15 protein-coding genes are annotated in these 20,158 nt (G+C 59.7%); 10 read left to right on the forward strand and 5 right to left on the reverse strand.

The features are described from left to right. Positions 1–320: 320 nt before the first annotated feature. From O3W47_RS03950 to O3W47_RS03995, 10 genes are all read left to right on the forward strand, one after another. A complete protein-coding gene (locus O3W47_RS03950; RefSeq protein ID WP_269313044.1) occupies positions 321–2,783 on the forward strand; it encodes a glycogen/starch/alpha-glucan phosphorylase in 2,463 nt (820 codons plus the stop codon). Next, positions 2,783–4,990 (forward strand): 1,4-alpha-glucan branching protein GlgB, encoded by a 2,208-nt coding sequence (glgB, locus tag O3W47_RS03955; RefSeq protein WP_080819957.1) that lies wholly within the window; start codon positions 2,783–2,785, stop codon positions 4,988–4,990. Before O3W47_RS03950 ends, glgB begins: the two co-directional genes overlap by 1 nt. A 21-nt stretch (positions 4,991–5,011) precedes the next feature. Next, positions 5,012–6,274, forward strand: a complete 1,263-nt coding sequence (gene glgC, locus O3W47_RS03960) for a glucose-1-phosphate adenylyltransferase (RefSeq protein ID WP_003522150.1) — start codon at positions 5,012–5,014, stop codon at positions 6,272–6,274. A gap of 5 nt (positions 6,275–6,279) precedes the next feature. Further along, positions 6,280–7,722: a glycogen synthase GlgA gene (glgA, locus tag O3W47_RS03965; protein WP_269313045.1), complete on the forward strand. Its 1,443-nt coding sequence runs from the start codon at positions 6,280–6,282 to the stop codon at positions 7,720–7,722. A 4-nt stretch (positions 7,723–7,726) separates the two neighbouring features. Beyond that, the gene (locus tag O3W47_RS03970) at positions 7,727–9,355 is read left to right on the forward strand and encodes an alpha-D-glucose phosphate-specific phosphoglucomutase (protein WP_127757840.1); all 1,629 of its coding nucleotides are present in this window, start codon (positions 7,727–7,729) and stop codon (positions 9,353–9,355) included. Positions 9,356–9,461: 106 nt separating this feature from the next. Further along, complete coding sequence (gene glgX / locus O3W47_RS03975; RefSeq protein ID WP_269313046.1) at positions 9,462–11,417, forward strand: glycogen debranching protein GlgX; 1,956 nt, start codon at positions 9,462–9,464, stop codon at positions 11,415–11,417. A 54-nt stretch (positions 11,418–11,471) separates the two neighbouring features. Beyond that, positions 11,472–11,960, forward strand: a complete 489-nt coding sequence (locus O3W47_RS03980) for a MaoC family dehydratase (RefSeq protein WP_269313047.1) — start codon at positions 11,472–11,474, stop codon at positions 11,958–11,960. Positions 11,961–11,983: 23 nt separating this feature from the next. After that, positions 11,984–13,027: a DUF2332 domain-containing protein gene (locus O3W47_RS03985; protein ID WP_269313048.1), complete on the forward strand. Its 1,044-nt coding sequence runs from the start codon at positions 11,984–11,986 to the stop codon at positions 13,025–13,027. Positions 13,028–13,119: 92 nt separating this feature from the next. Then, complete coding sequence (locus O3W47_RS03990; RefSeq protein ID WP_269313049.1) at positions 13,120–13,641, forward strand: hypothetical protein; 522 nt, start codon at positions 13,120–13,122, stop codon at positions 13,639–13,641. Positions 13,642–13,651: 10 nt separating this feature from the next. Continuing rightward, positions 13,652–14,392, forward strand: coding sequence for a metalloprotease (locus O3W47_RS03995; RefSeq protein ID WP_269313050.1), 741 nt, complete (start codon positions 13,652–13,654; stop codon positions 14,390–14,392). Positions 14,393–14,473: 81 nt separating this feature from the next. On the opposite strand, the gene O3W47_RS04000 is transcribed toward O3W47_RS03995, so the two are convergent. The 5 genes from O3W47_RS04000 to O3W47_RS04020 are packed head-to-tail and all read right to left on the reverse strand — an operon-like array spanning position 14,474 to position 19,967. Further along, complete coding sequence (locus tag O3W47_RS04000; protein WP_137453383.1) at positions 14,474–15,028, reverse strand: sarcosine oxidase subunit gamma; 555 nt, start codon at positions 15,026–15,028, stop codon at positions 14,474–14,476. After that, positions 15,021–17,981: a sarcosine oxidase subunit alpha gene (locus O3W47_RS04005; protein WP_137453384.1), complete on the reverse strand. Its 2,961-nt coding sequence runs from the start codon at positions 17,979–17,981 to the stop codon at positions 15,021–15,023. Before O3W47_RS04005 ends, O3W47_RS04000 begins: the two co-directional genes overlap by 8 nt. Further along, positions 17,978–18,292, reverse strand: a complete 315-nt coding sequence (locus tag O3W47_RS04010; RefSeq protein ID WP_003508553.1) for a sarcosine oxidase subunit delta — start codon at positions 18,290–18,292, stop codon at positions 17,978–17,980. The genes O3W47_RS04005 and O3W47_RS04010 overlap by 4 nt, the downstream gene beginning before the upstream one ends. Positions 18,293–18,303: 11 nt before the next feature. Beyond that, positions 18,304–18,714 carry a hypothetical protein gene (locus O3W47_RS04015; RefSeq protein ID WP_164865504.1) on the reverse strand — a complete coding sequence of 137 codons (411 nt, stop codon included), beginning with the start codon at positions 18,712–18,714 and terminating at the stop codon, positions 18,304–18,306. Continuing rightward, positions 18,714–19,967: a sarcosine oxidase subunit beta family protein gene (locus tag O3W47_RS04020; protein ID WP_059756984.1), complete on the reverse strand. Its 1,254-nt coding sequence runs from the start codon at positions 19,965–19,967 to the stop codon at positions 18,714–18,716. The genes O3W47_RS04015 and O3W47_RS04020 overlap by 1 nt, the downstream gene beginning before the upstream one ends. Positions 19,968–20,158 lie beyond the last annotated feature (191 nt).

The following is a 20,158-nucleotide window of genomic DNA, read 5'->3' on the forward strand; positions in this document are numbered from 1 at the left end:
GATCCGATAGTTCGAAACAGATTTCAGGACCGGTGAACCATTTCAGAAGTATTGCAGCCTCTTCCCCTTTTCCGCGCGATGCCCCGCATCGCAAGGACCAAGAAAATCCGCTGAAGAACGGCGCAGACAGGGCGATCAATGCCTTCGGCGATCCTTTGGACGCCGAGAAAAACACTTATTTTTCATTGCGCTAAGCTGTTCAATTTTCCGAAAAAATTGCTGTTGCCACGCCTCCATATCGATGCATAAACTGGCATCAGCAAAGGCAAACCGGATCGACCTCTCAGACCCTCTCCTCCCACCAAGGTGCTGACCGACCAATGATCAATAATCTTAACGCCGCCGATCTTCCCCGTCCCGCCCCGCGCAGTTCCAACCCGGAAATCATGGCGTCGGAAATCATCGAACGCCTCACCTACCGTATCGGCAAGGATGTCAAGGTTGCCAAGCCCCATGACTGGCTGACCGCAACCATCCTCGTCGTGCGCGACCGCATCATCGACAAGTGGATGGAATCCACCCGCAAGGCCTATGCCAACAATTCCAAGCGCGTTTATTACCTGTCGCTCGAATTCCTGATCGGCCGCCTGATGCGCGACGCCATCTCCAATATCGGCCTGATGCACGAAATCCGCGATGCCCTGTCCTCGCTCGGCGTCGATCTGGATGTCATCGCCGGGCTGGAGCCGGATGCCGCGCTCGGCAATGGCGGTCTCGGCCGGCTTGCGGCCTGTTTCATGGAATCCATGGCAACGGTCGACATTCCCGCCTATGGCTACGGCATTCGTTACGTGCACGGCCTCTTCCGCCAGCAGATGGCGGATGGCTGGCAGGTGGAACTGCCGGAAACCTGGCTGGCGCACGGCAACCCCTGGGAATTCGAGCGCCGCGAAAGCTCCTATGAAATCGGCTTCGGCGGCTCGGTGGAAACCATCGGCGGTTATGAAGATCCGCAGCGTTTCGTCTGGAAACCGGCCGAACGCGTGATCGCCATGGCTTACGATACGCCGGTCGTCGGCTGGCGCGGCACCCGCGTCAATACGCTGCGCCTGTGGTCGGCGCAGCCTATCGACCCCATTCTGCTGGCCGCCTTCAACGCCGGCGACCATATCGGCGCATTGCGGGAAAGCAACAAGGCGGAAAGCCTGACGCGGGTTCTCTATCCTGCGGACGCGACGCCCGCCGGTCAGGAACTGCGCCTCAGACAGGAGTTCTTCTTCTCCTCCGCCTCGCTGCAGGACATTCTGCGCCGTCACCTGCAGCAGTACCCGGATTTCACCTCGCTGCCCGAGAAGGTCTCGATCCAGCTCAACGACACGCATCCGGCCATTTCCATCGCCGAAATGATGCGTCTTCTGTGCGATGTGCACGGGCTGGAATTCGAGGAAGCGTGGAAGATCACGCAGGGCACGTTCTCCTATACCAACCACACGCTTCTGCCGGAGGCGCTGGAAAGCTGGCCTGTGCCGCTGCTCGAGCGTCTTCTGCCAAGACATATGCAGATCGTCTATGCGATCAACGCCAACACGCTGGTCTACGCCCGCAAGGAAAAGAAGATGGCGGATCAGCAAATCCGTTCGATCTCGCTGATCGATGAAGGCGGCGAGCGCCGCGTGCGCATGGGCAACCTCGCTTTTATCGGCTCGCATTCCATCAACGGCGTTTCCGCCCTTCATACAGACCTGATGAAGGAAACGGTCTTTGCCGACCTGCACAGCCTTTATCCTGACCGTATCAACAACAAGACCAATGGCATCACACCGCGCCGCTGGCTGATGCAGTGCAATCCGAGCCTCACCAGCCTGCTGCGCGAGGCGATTGGCGACGATTTCCTCGACGATGCGGAAAAGCTGACAGCGCTCGACCGTTTTGCCGACGATGCCGGTTTCCGCGAAAAATTCGCCGAGGTGAAGCGTCTGAACAAGGTGCGGCTTGCCAATACGGTGGCGCAACGCATGGGCATCCGCGTCGATCCCTCGGCCATGTTCGACATCCAGATCAAGCGTATCCATGAATATAAGCGCCAGCTTCTGAACCTCGTGGAGACGGTCGCGCTTTATGACCAGATCCGTTCTCACCCGGAACTGGATTGGGTGCCGCGCGTTAAGTTCTTCGCAGGCAAGGCGGCGCCGAGTTATCACAACGCGAAGCTGATCATAAAGCTTGCCAACGATATTGCCCGGGTCATCAACAACGATCCGGCCGTGCGCGGGCTTCTGAAAGTGGTGTTTGTTCCGAACTATAACGTCTCGCTTGCGGAAATCATGGTTCCCGCCGCTGATCTTTCCGAACAGATATCGACGGCCGGCATGGAAGCTTCCGGCACCGGCAACATGAAATTCGCACTCAACGGCGCGCTCACCATCGGCACGCTCGATGGCGCCAATGTCGAAATGCGCGATCATGTCGGCGCGGAGAATATCGTCATCTTCGGAATGACGGCGGATGAAGTGGCCAAGGCGCGTGCCGAAGGCCACAATCCCCGCGCGATCATCGAAGGATCGGCGGAGCTGTCGCAGGCGCTGTCTTCCATCGCCTCCGGCGTCTTCTCGCCGGATGACCGCTCCCGTTTCGCCGGCCTGATCGACGGTATTTACAACAGCGACTGGTTCATGGTCGCCGCCGACTTCGACGCCTATGCCAATGCACAGCGTGAGGTGGACGCGATCTGGAGCGATCCGGACAGCTGGTATGCCAAGACAGTGCGCAACACGGCGCGCATGGGCTGGTTCTCGTCCGACCGGACAATCCGCCAATATGCCACCGAGATCTGGAGAGCCTGATGAAAAAACCGCTCAATTCGGCCGAAGAGAAAAAGACTGGCGAAATCACGAAGGCTGAAATCGAGGCGATCAAGAGCGGTTTGCATTCCAATCCCTTTGCCCTTCTCGGCGTTCACGAAACGCCGGAAGGGTTTTCCGCCCGCTGTTTCATTCCGGGCGCCGAGGAGGTTTCCGTCCTGACGCTGGACGGAAATTTCGTGGGCGAATTGAAGCGGCTCGATCCGGACGGCTTTTTCGAAGGCCGGATCGATCTTTCGAAGCGCCAGCCGGTGCGGTATCGCGCCAGCCGCGACGATGCCGAATGGGCGGTGACCGACCCTTACAGTTTCGGCCCGGTTCTCGGCCCCATGGACGATTATTTCGTCCGCGAAGGATCGCATCTGCGGCTCTTCGACAGGATGGGCGCGCATCCGCTGAAGCTCGAGGGCGTCGAAGGCTTCCACTTCGCCGTCTGGGCTCCCAATGCGCGGCGCGTTTCCGTCGTCGGCGATTTCAACAATTGGGATGGCCGCCGGCATGTCATGCGGTTCCGCAAGGATACCGGCATCTGGGAAATCTTCGCGCCCGACGTCTATGCCGGCTGTGCCTACAAGTTCGAAATCCTCGGCGCAAACGGCGAGCTTCTGCCGTTGAAGGCAGACCCCTATGCCCGCCGCGCCGAGTTGCGGCCGAAGAACGCTTCCGTCACCGCGCCGGAGCTCACCCAGAAATGGGAAGATCAGGCTCACCGGGAACATTGGGCGCAGGTGGACCAGCGCCGCCAGCCGATCAGCATTTACGAGGTGCATGCCGGCTCCTGGCAGCGCCGCGAGGACGGCACGTTCCTGAGCTGGGACGAACTGGCCGCCCAGCTTATTCCCTATTGCACGGATATGGGCTTCACCCATATCGAGTTCCTGCCCATCACCGAACATCCCTATGACCCTTCCTGGGGTTACCAGACGACTGGGCTTTATGCGCCATCCGCCCGTTTCGGCGATCCGGAGGGCTTTGCGCGTTTCGTCAATGGCGCCCACAAGGTCGGCATCGGCATCCTGCTCGATTGGGTTCCGGCGCATTTTCCAACCGACGAGCACGGCTTGCGCTGGTTCGACGGCACGGCGCTTTACGAGCATGCCGATCCGCGCCAGGGTTTTCACCCCGACTGGAACACGGCCATCTATAATTTCGGCCGCATCGAGGTGATGTCCTATCTCATCAACAATGCGCTTTATTGGGCCGAGAAATTCCATCTCGACGGCCTGCGCGTCGATGCGGTCGCCTCGATGCTCTATCTCGATTACTCCCGCAAGGAAGGCGAGTGGATTCCCAACGAATATGGCGGGCGGGAAAATCTCGAATCCGTCCGCTTCCTGCAGAAGATGAATTCCCTCGTCTACGGCACCCATCCGGGCGTCATGACCATTGCCGAGGAGTCCACCTCCTGGCCGAAAGTATCGCAGCCGGTCCATGAGGGCGGCCTCGGCTTCGGCTTCAAATGGAACATGGGCTTCATGCACGACACGCTGAGTTATTTCTCGCGCGAGCCGGTGCATCGCAAGTTTCACCATCAGGAGCTGACCTTCGGTCTGCTTTACGCCTTCAGCGAAAATTTCGTGCTGCCGCTTTCCCATGACGAGGTGGTGCACGGCAAGGGATCCCTGATCGCCAAGATGTCCGGCGACGACTGGCAGAAATTCGCCAATCTGCGGTCCTATTACGCCTTCATGTGGGGTTATCCCGGCAAGAAGCTGCTGTTCATGGGGCAGGAATTCGCACAATGGAGCGAATGGAGCGAAAAGGGCTCGCTCGACTGGAACCTGCGCCAATATCCGATGCATGAGGGCATGCGCCGCCTCGTGCGCGATCTCAACCTCACCTACCGTTCAAAACCCGCTTTGCACGCCCGCGACTGCGAACCGGAAGGTTTCCGCTGGCTTGTGGTGGATGATCACGACAATTCCGTCTTTGCCTGGTTGCGCATGGCGCCGGGTGAAAAGCCGGTGGCGGTCATCTGCAATCTCACGCCGGTCTATCGGGAAAATTATTATGTGCCGCTTCCGCTTGCGGGGCGGTGGAGGGAGATTCTCAACACCGATGCCGAAATTTATGGCGGCAGCGGCAAGGGAAATGGCGGACGCGTTCAGGCGGTCGATGCCGGGGGAGACATCGGGACAATGCTCGTGCTGCCGCCACTCGCAACGATCATGCTCGAGCCGGAAAACTGACAGACAGAGAGGGAGGACACCATGTCGGAAAAAAGAGTTCAGCCTTTGGCACGCGATGCAATGGCCTATGTCCTCGCAGGCGGCAGAGGAAGCCGCCTGAAGGAATTGACGGACCGCCGGGCAAAACCCGCCGTCTATTTCGGCGGCAAGGCGCGCATCATCGATTTTGCGCTCTCCAACGCGCTCAATTCCGGCATTCGCCGCATCGGCGTCGCCACGCAATACAAGGCGCACTCGCTCATCCGCCACCTGCAGCGCGGCTGGGATTTCTTCCGTCCCGAGCGTAACGAAAGCTTCGATATTCTGCCGGCCTCCCAGCGCGTTTCCGAAACGCAATGGTATGAAGGCACGGCCGACGCCGTCTACCAGAACATCGACATCATCGAGCCCTATGCGCCGGAATATATGGTCATCCTCGCCGGCGATCATATCTACAAGATGGATTATGAATACATGCTGCAGCAGCATGTCGATTCCGGCGCCGACGTAACGATCGGCTGCCTTGAAGTGCCGCGCATGGAGGCGACCGGCTTCGGCGTGATGCATGTGAATGAAAAAGACGAGATCATCGATTTCATCGAAAAACCGGCCGATCCGCCGGGCATTCCCGGCAATGAAGGCTTCGCCCTCGCCTCGATGGGCATTTACGTCTTCCACACGAAATTCCTGATGGAAGCCCTGCGCCGCGACGCCGCCGACCCGACTTCCAGCCGCGACTTCGGCAAGGATATCATTCCCTATATCGTCGAGCACGGCAAAGCCGTCGCCCATCGCTTCGCCGATAGCTGCGTGCGTTCGGATTTCGAGCATGGCCCTTACTGGCGCGACGTCGGCACCATCGACGCCTATTGGCAGGCCAATATCGACCTGACGGATGTGGTGCCGGACCTCGATATCTACGACAAGTCCTGGCCGATCTGGACCTATGCGGAAATCACGCCGCCAGCGAAATTCGTGCACGACGATGAAAACCGTCGCGGTTCGGCCGTGTCTTCGGTCGTCTCCGGCGATTGCATCATTTCCGGCGCCTCCCTGCAGCGCAGCCTGCTGTTTACCGGGGTGCGCGCTAATTCATACTCCCGCCTTGAGAATGCCGTAGTACTGCCGAGTGTGAAGATCGGGCGTCATGCCCAGCTCAGCAATGTCGTCATCGACCATGGCGTGGTCATTCCGGAAGGACTGATTGTAGGAGAAGACCCAGAACTGGATGCCAAACGTTTCCGCCGCACCGAAAACGGTATTTGCCTTATCACCCAATCGATGATCGACAAGCTGGACCTGTAGAGCCCATGAATGTCCTTTCGGTTTCATCCGAAATCTATCCCCTGATCAAGACCGGAGGGCTCGCCGACGTTGCCGGCGCGCTCCCCATCGCGCTGGAAGCCCATGGCGTCAAGACGCGCACATTGATACCCGGATATCCGGCGGTGAAAGCCGCCGTGACGGATCCCGTCAAATGTTTCGAATTTACCGATCTGCTCGGCGAAAAAGCCGATGTGCTCGAAGTGCGGCATGAGGGGCTCGATCTCCTCATTCTCGATGCGCCCGCCTATTACGAGCGCTCCGGCGGCCCCTATCTCGACCAGACCGGCAAGGATTACCCTGACAACTGGAAGCGTTTCGCGGCGCTGTCGCTGGCTGCCGCCCGCATTGCCGCCGGCGCGCTCCCCGGCTGGCGGCCGGATATGGTGCATGCCCATGACTGGCAGGCCGCGATGGCGCCGGTCTATATGCGTTATGCCGAAACGCCCGAGATTCCGAGCCTTCTCACCATCCACAACATCGCTTTTCAGGGCCAGTTCGGCGCGAATATCTTCAGCAAACTTGCATTGCCCGCCCATGCCTTCGGCATGGAAGGCATCGAATATTACAACGATGTGAGCTTCCTGAAGGGCGGCCTGCAGACGGCAACGGCGCTCAGCACTGTCAGCCCGTCCTACGCCGAGGAAATCCTCACCCCGCAATTCGGCATGGGGCTGCACGGCGTCATCGGCAGCCGCGCCCATGTGCTGCACGGCATCGTCAACGGCATCGATGCCGATGTCTGGAACCCGGCGACGGACCATCTGATCCACGACAATTATTCGGCGGCCAATCTCAAGAACCGCGCCTTGAACAAGAAGGCTGTCGCCGAACATTTCCGCATCGACGATGATGACAGCCCGCTTTTCTGCATCATCTCCCGCCTCACCTGGCAGAAGGGCATCGATCTCATGGCGGAAGCCGTGGACGAGATCGTTTCCCTCGGTGGCCGCCTCGTGGTGCTGGGCGCAGGAGAAGTGGCGCTGGAAGGTGCGCTTCTGGCGGCCGCATCCCGCCACCATGGCCGCGTCGGCGTTGCCATCGGTTATAACGAGCCGCTGTCGCATCTGATGCAGGCGGGTTGCGATGCGATCATCATTCCCTCGCGTTTCGAACCCTGCGGGCTTACCCAGCTTTACGCGCTGCGTTATGGCTGTATTCCGGTCGTCGCCCGCACCGGCGGCCTTGCCGACACGGTGATCGACGCCAACCACGCCGCCATCGCCAATAAATCGGCGACCGGCGTGCAATTTTCACCCGTCACGCTCGATGGTCTGAAACAGGCGATCCGCCGGACCGTCCGTTATTACCACGACCCGAAACTATGGACACAAATGCAGAAACTCGGAATGAAATCCGATGTTTCCTGGGAAAAGAGCGCCGGTCTTTACGCCGCGCTTTACAGCCAGCTTATTTCGAAAGGCCATTGAAACAATGATCAAGACCGTTCAGACGAAGCCCTATCAGGACCAGAAGCCGGGCACATCCGGCCTGCGCAAGAAGGTGCCAGTCTTCGCCCAGGAAAATTACGCCGAGAACTTCATCCAGTCGATCTTCGACGCGCTTGAGGGCTTTGAGGGCCAGACGTTGGTAATTGGCGGTGACGGCCGTTATTACAATCGTGAAGTCATCCAGAAGGCGATCAAGATGGCCGCCGCCGCCGGTTTCGGCAAGGTTCTGGTCGGTCAGGGCGGCATTCTCTCCACGCCTGCCGCCTCCAACGTCATCCGCAAATACAAGGCCTTCGGCGGCATCGTGCTTTCCGCCAGCCACAACCCCGGCGGACCGAACGAAGATTTCGGCATCAAATACAATATCGGCAATGGCGGCCCCGCACCGGAAAAGATCACCGATGCGATCTATGCCCGCTCGAAGGTCATCGACAGCTACAAAATCTCCGACGCCGCCGATATCGATCTCGACAGGGTGGGCAGCTTCAAGATGGACGACCTGACGGTCGAGGTGATCGACCCGGTTGCCGATTACGCCGCCCTGATGGAAGAGCTGTTCGATTTCGCCGCCATCCGTGCGCTGATCGCCGGCGGTTTCAAGGTCGTGGTCGACTCCATGAGCGCCGTCACCGGTCCCTATGCCGTGGAAATCATCGAAAAGCGTCTCGGCGCGCCGAAGGGCTCCGTCCGCAACGCAACGCCGCTGCCGGATTTCGGCGGCCATCACCCTGACCCGAACCTTGTCCATGCCAAGGAGCTTTATGACGACGTCATGAGCCCGGAAGGCCCTGATTTCGGCGCCGCTTCCGATGGCGATGGCGACCGCAACATGGTGGTCGGCAAGGGCATGTTCGTCACCCCGTCCGACAGCCTCGCCATCATCGCGGCCAATGCCAAACTGGCCCCCGGTTATGCCGCCGGCATTTCCGGCATCGCCCGCTCGATGCCGACGAGTGCTGCAGCGGACCGTGTGGCCGAAAAGCTCGGCCTTGGCATGTATGAAACGCCGACCGGCTGGAAATTCTTCGGCAACCTCATGGACGCCGGCAAGGTAACGATCTGCGGCGAAGAAAGCTTCGGCACCGGCTCCAACCATGTGCGCGAAAAGGACGGCCTGTGGGCCGTGCTCTACTGGCTGAACATCGTCGCCGCGCGCAAGGAAAGCGTGAAGGACATCGTCACAAAACACTGGGCCGAATATGGCCGCAACTATTATTCCCGCCATGACTATGAGGAAGTGGATTCGGACGCCGCCAACACACTGGTCGCAACCCTGCGCGAAAAACTCGCCACACTTCCCGGCACCAGCTACGGCAATCTGAAGGTCGCGGCGGCGGATGATTTCGCCTATCACGATCCGGTCGATCAGTCGGTGAGCAAAAATCAGGGTATCCGTATCCTGTTCGAAGGCGGCTCGCGCATCGTGCTGCGCCTTTCCGGCACGGGTACTGCGGGCGCCACGCTTCGCCTCTATGTCGAGCGTTACGAGCCGGATGCGGCGCGTCACGGCATCGAAACGCAGGAAGCGCTTGCCGACCTGATTTCCGTTGCCGATACGATCGCCGGCATCAAGGCCCATACCGGCCGCAACGCACCGAGCGTTATTACGTAAGGGCTTGCCGCCCGCTCATGAGGGACGCACTGAAAGCGTCCCTCACTCGGCCTTGCCTCCCTTTTCCATTCTGGAAGAAAAACACCATTTCCCGGAGAGACAGACCATGCAGACACCTTCCGTTTTCCCCAAAGGTGCAATCCAGACGGAAAACGGAACGGAATTCACGGTCTATTCCCGGCACGCATCGCAGATCGATCTCTGCCTTTTCGATACCAAGGGCGAAAAAGAAACGGCCCGTTTGCCGATGACGCGCGGTGAAGATGACGTTCACCGGTTGACCGTCTCCGATGCCGGCCCTAGCACAAGATACGGCTTCCGCGCTCACGGCATTTACGCCCCCGAACACGGCCTCTGGTTCGATCCTGCGAAACTGCTGCTCGACCCCTATGCCACGGAGATCGACCGCCCCTTCCGGCACGATCCCGCGCTTTACGCCTTTGGTGCGGAGACCGGCGGGATCATGCCGAAGGCGATCCTTTCGCAGCATGAGCCGGTCCGGCGTCAACCGCCGCTTTTTGCCGAAGGCGGGCTGATTTACGAACTCGCCGTCAAATCCTTCACCCGGCTGCATCCTGAAGTGCCGGAAGAGATCAGGGGCACCGTTGCCGCCCTTGCCCATCCCGCCATTGTCGCGCACCTTAAAAAAATCGGCGTCGATGCGGTGGAGTTGATGCCGATCACCGCATGGATCGACGAGCGCCACCTGCCGCCGCTCGGCCTTTCCAATGCCTGGGGTTATAATCCCGTCGGCTTCATGGCGCTCGATCCACGCCTCTGCCCCGGCGGCGTGCGGGAATTGCGCGATACGGTTGCGGCACTGCATGCGGAGGGCATCGGCGTCATTCTCGATCTGGTCTTCAACCATACCGGCGAAAGCGATATCGAAGGTTCTATCCTGTCGTTGCGCGGGCTCGATAACCTCACCGCCTTCCGCCATCCGCCGGGAAAGCCGGGTGTGCTGGTCAACGATACCGGCACCGGCAACACGGTTGCCTGCGATCATCCCTATATTCGCCAGATCATTGTCGATTCCCTCCGGCATTTCGTTCTGAATGCCGGGGTGGACGGCTTCCGTTTCGACCTCGCGCCCGTGCTCGGGCGAACGGTCAATGGCTTCGACATGGCAAGCGAAACGCTCGCGGCCATGCATTCGGACCCCTTGCTTTACGACCGCCTGCTGATCGCCGAACCATGGGATATCGGCCCTGGCGGATATCAGCTCGGCAATTTCCCCGAAAGCTTTCTGGAGTGGAACGACCGCGCCCGCGACGATATGCGCCGCTTCTGGCGCGGCGACGCCGGCACCACCGGGGCGCTGGCCGACGCGCTTTCCGGGTCTTCGCCGATCTTTTCCCGCCATGGCCGGTCGAACAGCCGCAGCGTCAATTTTCTCGCCGCCCATGACGGTTTCACCCTGTTCGATCTCGTCAGCCACGAACACAAGCACAATGAGAAAAACGGCGAGAACAATCGCGACGGCCACAATGAAAACCACTCCTGGAACAATGGTTTCGAAGGCCGGACGGATGACCCTGCCATTGTCGCCGCCCGCATTGCGGATGTGAAGGCGCTGCTTTCCACCCTGTTCGTCAGCCGCGGCGTCTTGATGCTGACCGCCGGCGATGAGGGCGGCCGCAGCCAGCATGGCAACAACAACGCTTATTGTCAGGACAATGACATCACCTGGGTCGACTGGTCTTCGCTTGTCCCCGAACTGATCGATCACACCGCATTTCTCGCAGCGCTTCGCAAACGCTTCGGCGTCTTTTCCGAGACCGGCTTCTTTTCCGGCAGCGGCGATGTGACATGGCTTGCCCCGGGCGGGGAACCCATGACGGTTGCGGACTGGGAAAGCCCGAATGGACCGGCCTTCGCCATGGTGCTTTCAACATCGGACCGGGAAACGGGCGACGAGGTCGAGCTTGCGGTTCTCATCAATCGCGGTCGCGAAGTCGTTCCTTTCACGCTGCCCGGCAATGGCTGGCATGCGATCGGCACGGATTTCGGCAATCCCGCCTTCCTGCCAGCCCGCTCCGTGGTGTTTTATCTGCGCAGTTGATCCCTTCGCGTCGCCAGCCGTATAAGTCCCTGGAAACAATGCGGACGAGGTAACATGACAAAAGAAATTGCGCTGGCGGAGATGAAAAATCTGGTCGGCACGGAAATGGGCGTCTCCGACTGGATCACCGTCGATCAGACGATGATTGACGCTTTCGGAAAAGCGACGCTGGACGAACAGTTCATCCACACCGACCCGGAACGCGCCAAAGCGGAAAGCCCCTTTGGCGGCACCATCGCACATGGATTCCTGACGCTGTCTCTGCTTTCGGCGTTGAATTACGATGCCCTGCCCCGCATCCGCGAACAGACCATGGGCATCAATTACGGCTTCGATGCCGTTCGTTTCGTTACGCCGGTCAAAAGCGGTGCGCGGGTGCGCGGCCGCTTCACGCTGGCGGAGGCGCGTTTTCGCGGCGCGGCCATGTTGATGACGACCTATGACGTGACGGTAGAAATCGAAAACGAGAAAAAGCCGGCGCTTACCGCCCGCTGGACCACCATCAGCCAGTTCAATCCGGAGGACAGGCCGGAAGACGACTGAAACCGCCGCAAGGGAGAGACCGCATGCATGACGAAGCCGTAAGGAATGCGTTTCTCGTGCAGGCAAGAGCCTGCGACAGCCTCGGCTCGCCTTTTACCGCACGGCTCTGCCGCGCCATGGCAGCAAGGCTCGACCGCCATACCGAGGTGGGCGAGCGGATTTTATCCTGGCCCGGCGATGTCGGCCCCGCGGGCGATTCCGTTCCCCTGCGGCTGGCGGGCGCCCTGCATGCGCTCGCCATCGAGGAAAAGATCGCGCCGCTTGCCGATATCCCGCCGGAAGACGAAGAAGCGCTCTGGCAGGCCTGCGCCAGCGCCCTGCGTTTTCATTCCCCTTTCATCCTCGAAAGGTTGAAATCACCGCCGCAGACCAACGAGGTTCGCCGCTCCGCCGTTCTGCTGCCGGGCTTTCTTTCGATTGCGAAATTGACCGGAAAGCCGCTGGTGCTTTCCGAAGTCGGAGCCAGCGCTGGCCTCAACCTGCAGTTCGACCGTTACCGATATCGCCTCGGCGATCTCACCTGGGGTGAACAATCCGATGTTTTCCTGTCACCGGAATGGCGCGGCAACACCCCGGCCCATGAGCAGATCGAGGTTATCGAGCGCGCCGGCTGCGATCTCAATCCGCTCGACCCGTCATCCGCCGAAGATCGCCTGCGGTTGATGTCCTATGTCTGGGCCGATCAGACAGACCGGCTGGAGCGAACCGCCGCCGCCCTGCGGATAGCGGTGGAACATGGTCTGCATGTCGAGAAGGCGGACGCGGTCGACTGGCTGAAACGCCGCCTTGCCACACAATATCCGGGCGCCACCCACGTCGTCTATCATTCCGTCGCCTGGCAATATCTGCCCGATGGACTGAAACAGGCCGGCGAGGCTGTGATTGCCGAAGCTGGAACCCGCGCCACGCCGGATGCCCCGCTTGCCCGGTTGCAAATGGAGGCGGACGCGACACCGGGCGGTGCCGCCATTACCCTGCAGATCTGGCCGAGCGGTGAGAAACAGGAAATCGGCCGGGCCGATTTCCATGGGCGATGGGTGGAATGGCGGGGGTGGACAACAAATTAAGACGAATTGATTGCCCAAAAACCAACTAGTACTTGTAAAATGAATACAACCATGCTCCTCTTCTCAATATCTTATCTAGAGGGGAATTTTAATTGCATACTAAACCCCTGAAAATCATAACTATTCTTATGTTTTTGACATCAATTGCGGCTCCAGCGACCGCCCAGCAACAAATGGGATCGCAAGCCGCCATGAATGCATGTGCAAATATTGCCACCTTGCTGCAAATTGGAGGACCGCAACTACAATCCGCATTTGGTCAGCAGGCACTATTTGCAATTTTTCAACAAACAGGCGGAACAGGTCGCTATCCCCCTCTAGTTCAACTTGGACCTGTTCATAATGTAATGATAGGCGGAGAAAACGTACTTCCGTTGGGCAGTTTTTTGACTTGCCGAACCGTTCATCAAAATGGATATGCGGATTGGCAACTTGCATTTTCTCAGATGACGCAAAGGTTTGAGAATTTTCAGTTCAATTCGGTGCCTGGCGGAAATCCGAATCCGACACCGAATCCGATACCCAATCCCAATCCGAACCCCGCGCCCAATCCGGTGCCCAAACCACCTTCGGATAATCAGGCCTGTCAAAAATTTCCCGAACTTTGCCCCTGAGGTGAACGCCATGATCACGAGACGCGGCCTTATTGTCGGATGCGGCGCAAGCCTCGCACTGCCCGGGATATGTCAGTGTCAGACATATAACGGATGCACGCTAACCGCCGCGGAGATTGCATCCGAAACGAACAACAAAACGATGGAGTTCTCCTATGTCGACGGCCAGACTCCAATCGCCACGTCTGGAGACAAAGACTTTGACTATGCGCTGGCACAGACTCTGAACTATCTCAGCAATCTTTTCGATGTCCTGCCCGGCTTCACTTATCTAGACGACGCGAAGGGAAAAAATGCCTATGCCAGTTCGGCCAACTATATGGGTCGCTCGGACGGCACGGTTCTCTTTGGCCTGCGTTTTCTTCAGGAATTCCTCAGTCAACCAGCCTACCCCGCCGCTTACATCGCAGCCGTATGTGCCCATGAATTTGGGCACATTGCACAATATAAGTATGGAATAGACGACCGGTTGCGTGGGCAGCCGACCGTAAAAAGAATAGAATTACATGCGGACTATCTAGCAGGATATTTCGCAGGCCGCCGCAAACTAGATAATACGAATTTTCCAGCAGCGGTTATCGCTCAGGCACAATTCAGCGTCGGAGATCACGCGGTTGATAATCCCGGGCATCACGGCACACCGGATGAACGCGGCAATGCCGTAAAAGCCGGTTTTCTAGCCAGTTATCATCAACGCCTAACATTCAAAGATGCGCTGGAAGCCGGCGTTGCATATGTCCAAACCCTCTAAGTTGAAACAGCATGCGTGATACTGGTTTGAAAACCCGTATCACGCATGCAAGCCGATCTCTTTTCAAGGCGCGTGAAAAGTTCAAACCGCCACGTCCTCAGCCGCTTCCTGCAACAGCCCGCCGACATATTCCGCAAAGGAACGCCAGCATTCCACCCGGAACGTATCGTCCGCCGTGCGCAGCAGCACCACTTCCGCCTTGCCGAAAACAGTGCGCGAGCACGCGCCGACAGGGAACTTTGCGAGAGAAAGATCCTGCGGGCAGCCGGCATTGAGTGCCGCTTCCGCACCGGCGCCGGAGACGATGACGGCCGTATTGCGGTGGGAAATATCGGTTGCCGAAAACAGGCCGGAGACGCCGGCGAGAACCGCCATCAGGTCGCTTTCGCCCTGATCGATCACCAGCCATTCATCCGGGCCGAGCCACAGGGCGGACCGCAGGCCCGAGGTGATAGAGCTCTTCGGGCGGGCAGGCAAGGCAAAACCCAGCGCTTCCGAAAGTGCCGGCAGGGCGCTTTCCCGGGCGCGCAGCGACAGCCGCGATGCGGAAGCCGCGGGCTTCAGCGAAACGAAGGGAGAGCCGCCGTGAAAATCCTCGAGCACGGATTTGCGTTTTGCGTGAAGTTTGTCAGCCATTGAGACGGGCTCCTTCCTTGTCGAGGAAGACCATGTCGGTCACTTCGACGGCAATGGTTTTATCGGCAAGCGGAATATAGAGCGTTTCGCCCATGCGCGCCCTGCCATCCGCTACCAGCGCGAAAGCGACGGAATGGCCGAGATTTTCCGACCAGTAGGCGGAGGTGACATGGCCGAGCATGCTCATGGGTTTCGGCTGGTTTGGATCGACAACGATCTGGCCGCCCTCGTCCGGAACGGTCAGCCGGTCTTTCGTCTTCAGCCCGACAAGCTGTTTGCGGCCGGAGCGCGTGAGATCGGGGCGTTTCAGCCCGCGAATGCCGACAAAATCCGTCTTCTTCTTGGAAACGGCCCAGGCAAGCCCGGCATCGTCTGGCGTCACCGTGCCGTCCGTATCCTGCCCAACGATGATATAGCCCTTTTCCGCACGCAGAATGTGCATGGTCTCGGTGCCATAAAGGCAGCCGCCGACGGCTTCCGCCCTTTCGCGGATCGCCGACCAGACGGCTGCGCCGTAATCAGCCGGAACGTTGATTTCGAAACCGAGTTCGCCGGTGAATGACACGCGGAAGAGCCGCGTCGGCACACCGCAGAATGTGCCTTCGGCCACCGCCATATGCGGGAAGGCCTCCGGCGAGAGATCGATGCCCTCGACGAAGGGAGCGATAACCTCGCGCGCCTTCGGCCCCTGCACAGCAATCACCGCCCATTGTTCGGTGGCCGAGGTGAGCCAGACATTGAGATCGGGGAATTCGGTCTGGAGATAATCTTCCATGTGCTGGAGAACGCGCGGCGCACCGCCCGTGGTCGTCGTCACGTGGAAACGGTCTTCGGCAAGACGTCCGACAACGCCGTCGTCGTAAACGAAGCCGTCTTCGCGGGTCATGATGCCGTAACGGCAGCGGCCGGGTTTCAGCGTATCCCAGGCATTGGTGTAGATGAGGTTCAGGAACTTCGCAGCATCCGGGCCCACCACTTCGATCTTGCCGAGCGTGGAGGCATCGAACACGCCGACGCTTGTCCGAACCGTCTTGCATTCGCGGTTGATCGCCTCATGCATGTCCTCGCCCGCCCGCGGGAAGAACCAGGCGCGCTTCCAGTTGCCGACATCCTCGAACACCGCACCGGCCGCAAGCTCTTCCTCGTGCATCGGCGTCTTGCGGGCCGGGTCGAACAGCGCACCGCGCGAATGGTTGATGAGCGTGCCGAAGGTGACCGGCGTATAGGGCTGGCGGAAGGTCGTGAGACCGACCTTGGGCAAATCCCGGCCAAGCGCTTCAGATGCGATGGCAAGGCCATGCATATTGGACATCTTGCCCTGATCGGACGCCATGCCATTGGTGGTGAAGCGCTTGATATGCTCGACGGAATGCATGCCTTCGCGCACGGCGAGGCGGATATCCTTGGCGCAGACATCGTGCTGGAAATCGATAAAGGCCTTGACGCCGGTGCCCTCACCCGCGCCTTCGGCCGCACCGATCATGCCGCCGGTCCAGGTCCGCGCATTCTCGCCGGAAAACTCCACGACGCCGCCACCGGCAGCCGCAGCCTCGGCGATCAGCGCGGAAAGATCGTCCGTGCCGTTGCAGGCGCCGATGGAAACACCGTTCTGCACATGGATATCCGGCAGGAAACGCTGGTTAGCCGCGTCAAACTTCAGCTTGCCACGCGATTGCGAGAAGAGATGCACCGAAGGCGTCCAGCCGGCGGAAACGACAAGCGCATTGATGGCGATCTTGCGCTTGTTGGAGCCGCCATTGCGGCCGACGGTCATCGAGGAGACGCGCAGGCGGCCGGCGGTGTTGTAAACGCTGTGGCCCGCCAGCACTTCGATGCCGAGCGAGCGCGCCTCATCCAGCAGGCGCTGATCCGGGTTCTCGCGGCAATCGACGATGGCGGCGATCTTCACCCCGGCCTTTTTCAGATCGAAGGCCGTCTCATAGGCCGAATCATGGGCGGTGTAGACCCCGACATTGTGGCCGACGGCGACACCGTAATGGTTGAGATAGGTGCGTGCGGCCGAGGCCAGCATGATGCCGGGGCGGTCATTATTGGCAAAGACCATGTGGCGTTCGATCGCACCCGCCGCCAGCACGACCTTTTTGGCGCGCACCTGCCAAAGTCGCTCGCGCGGCTGGTGTCTCGCGGGCGTGGCGAGATGATCGGTCACCCGCTCGGCCAGCGCCACGAAATTGTGGTTGTAATAACCAAAAGCGGTGGTGCGGGTCAGAACCCGCACATTGGGCAGGGACTTCAGTTCGGCAAAAACCTTCTGCGCCCATTCGTAACCGGGCAGGCCGTCGATGACAGTACCAGTGTCGAAACGCAGCGCGCCGCCGACTTCGGCATTTTCATCGACCAGAATGACGCTGGCGCCGGTTTTCGCGGCAGCAAGCGCCGCGGTCAGACCAGCGACGCCGGCGCCGGCCACCAGCACATCGCAATGGGCATAACGGCCGGAATAATGATCCGCATCCGGCTCGCTCGGCGCCTTGCCGAGACCGGCGGCGCGGCGGATCAGCGGTTCGTAAACCCTGTGCCAGGCGGCCTTCGGCCACATGAAGGTTTTATAATAAAACCCGGCCGCGAACATCGGCGACAGGAGGTCGTTGATCGCGCTCAGATCGAAGGAGAGCGACGGAAAGCGGTTCTGCGAGGCGATAATCGCGCCGTCGAACACTTCCTGCACCGTGGCGCGCACATTGGGCTGCTTGCGCAGACTGTCGCGGGAAACGTCGATCAGCGCATTCGGCTCTTCCGGCCCGGCCGACAGGAAGCCGCGCGGCCGGTGATATTTGAACGAGCGGCCAATCAGATGCACGCCATTCGCCAGAAGCGCGGAGGCGACCGTGTCCCCCTCCAGCGCCTGATAAATCTTGCCATCGAAGGTGAAGCGCGCGGTTCTGGCCGGGGTGAGACGACCGGCCCCCTTGATACGATAATCGCCGCTCATTGCCCGGCTCCCTTTTCTGCGGAAAGGACCGTCTCAGTATCGGGTTTCGGCTCACCCGCCTTGTAGGTCATCAGGAATTTGTCGCTGACCGAATCGCGGGCGGCGTTAAAGAAGCGGCCGCAGCCGTGAATGTGACGCCAGCGCTCGAAAACAAGGCCCTTGTCATTGTCGCGAATGAAGAAATATTCGGCGAAGGCCTCGTCGGAAATATCGGCGATGTTTTCCGGTCGGGCAATATGGGCTTCGCCCGCCCAGCGGAATTCCAGTTCGGAACGGTCTTCCCCGCAATAGGGGCAATGGATCAGAAGCATCGTCGCTCCACCTAGAGAGAATTTTCCGGAAGCGCTGTTCCGGCGGGTTGGTCACACAGCCGCTTTCCCATGGCTACGAAAGGGGAAAGCCGCTTTAAAAGCTGCTCGAAATTATCGAAAGGGCGTAGCGCCGAGGCCCGGCCCATATTGACGATGGCAACCGCCATCATGTCGGTGTCGATCGCGAAGGGGTAATCCTGCTCGCCATCCTCCTTCTCACCGACAAAATAAACCATTTTGTTCGCGAGACTCGGAGCACAGAGAAGCAGGCCTTTTTCCGCCGTGAAGGGCCAGTCTTTCTCACCCTGCATCTTCGCAATCTTCTGACTACGAAAATCCCTGGCCTCGGGAATGACGCTGCCGGCGGGCACGGCCACGGCCGCGCCTGATATGTTGATCGCAAGCATGGCCGCCGCCAGCATCAATGCGCCACCGCGGCAGCGGCAGCCTCATCGATAAGACGGCCGGTACGGAATCGGTCGAGCGTCAGCCCCGCCGCCAGACGATGCGGTTCACCCCGCGCGATGAGATGCGCGAAAAGATTGGCCGAACCCGGCGTCGCCTTGAAGCCGCCCGTGCCCCAGCCGCAATTGACGAAGAGATTCTGTACCGGCGTCACGCTCTGGATCGCGGAGCGGTCGGGCGTGTTGTCGGTAATGCCGCCCCATTGCCGCATCATCTTGACGCGGCGGAAGATCGGGAACAGCTCGCAGATCGCGTCCAGCGTATGGGTGATGATCTGCAGGCCGCCGGTCTGGGAATAGGAGTTATATTGGTCGGTGCCCGCGCCGATGACCAGCTCGCCCTTGTCGGATTGCGAAATATAGGCGTGGACCGTGTTGGACATGACGACGCAGGGGAAGATCGGCTTCAACGGCTCCGAAACCAGCGCCTGCAGCGGGTTGGAATGCAGCGGAACGCGCACATCCGCCATTTTCATGATGACGGAGGAATGACCGGCGGCGGAAACGCCGATTTTCTTCGCGCCGATGAAACCGCGATTGGTCTCCACACCCGTCACCGCCCCGTCCGGCCCACGGCGAATGCCCGTGACCTCGCAGTTCTGGATGATGTGCACGCCGCGATCGGAAGCCGCGCGGGCATAACCCCAGGCAACGGCATCGTGGCGCGCCGTGCCGCCGCGGCGCTGGAGCGCTGCGCCATTGATCGGATACCGCGCATTGCCGGAAATATCGAGCGGCGGGCAATAGGCCTTCGCCTGCTCCGGCGTCAGCCACTCATTGTCGATGCCGTAAAGACGGTTGGCATTGATATGGCGGCTGAAGGACTGCCGGTCATGGATATTGTGCGACAGCATCATCACGCCGCGCGCCGAATACATGACGTTGTAATTGAGATCCTGGCTCAGGCCTTCCCAGAGTTTCAGGGAATGCTCGTAAATATCCATGCTCTCTTCATAGAGATAGTTGGAGCGGATGATGGTGGTGTTGCGGCCGGTATTGCCGCCGCCGAGCCAGCCTTTTTCCAGAACTGCGACATTGGTAATGCCGTGTTCCTTGGCAAGATAATAGGCAGCCCCCAGCCCGTGGCCGCCGCCGCCGATGATGATGACATCGTAATCCTTGCGCGGCTCGGGCGAGGCCCATTGCGCATCCCACCCCTTATGACCCCTGAGCGCCTCACGCGCCACGGCAAAAACGGAATATTTGCGCATTCGCAATCTGCTCCTTAAGAACCGGCCAGAGGCCGGAAACATGGCTCCGGCCCTCATCATACACATGGCAAATCGGGATGGGAGGCAATATCCATTTTGCGACGTCGCAATGATTTTGTTTCGACATCGCAGGCACAATTCCGGGCAAGCCGCATTTTGCTGGGTGATTATGCGCTACCGGCTGGACTTGT

This window comes from Agrobacterium sp. LMR679 (assembly GCF_027157905.1).
Lineage (GTDB): Bacteria > Pseudomonadota > Alphaproteobacteria > Rhizobiales > Rhizobiaceae > Agrobacterium > Agrobacterium leguminum.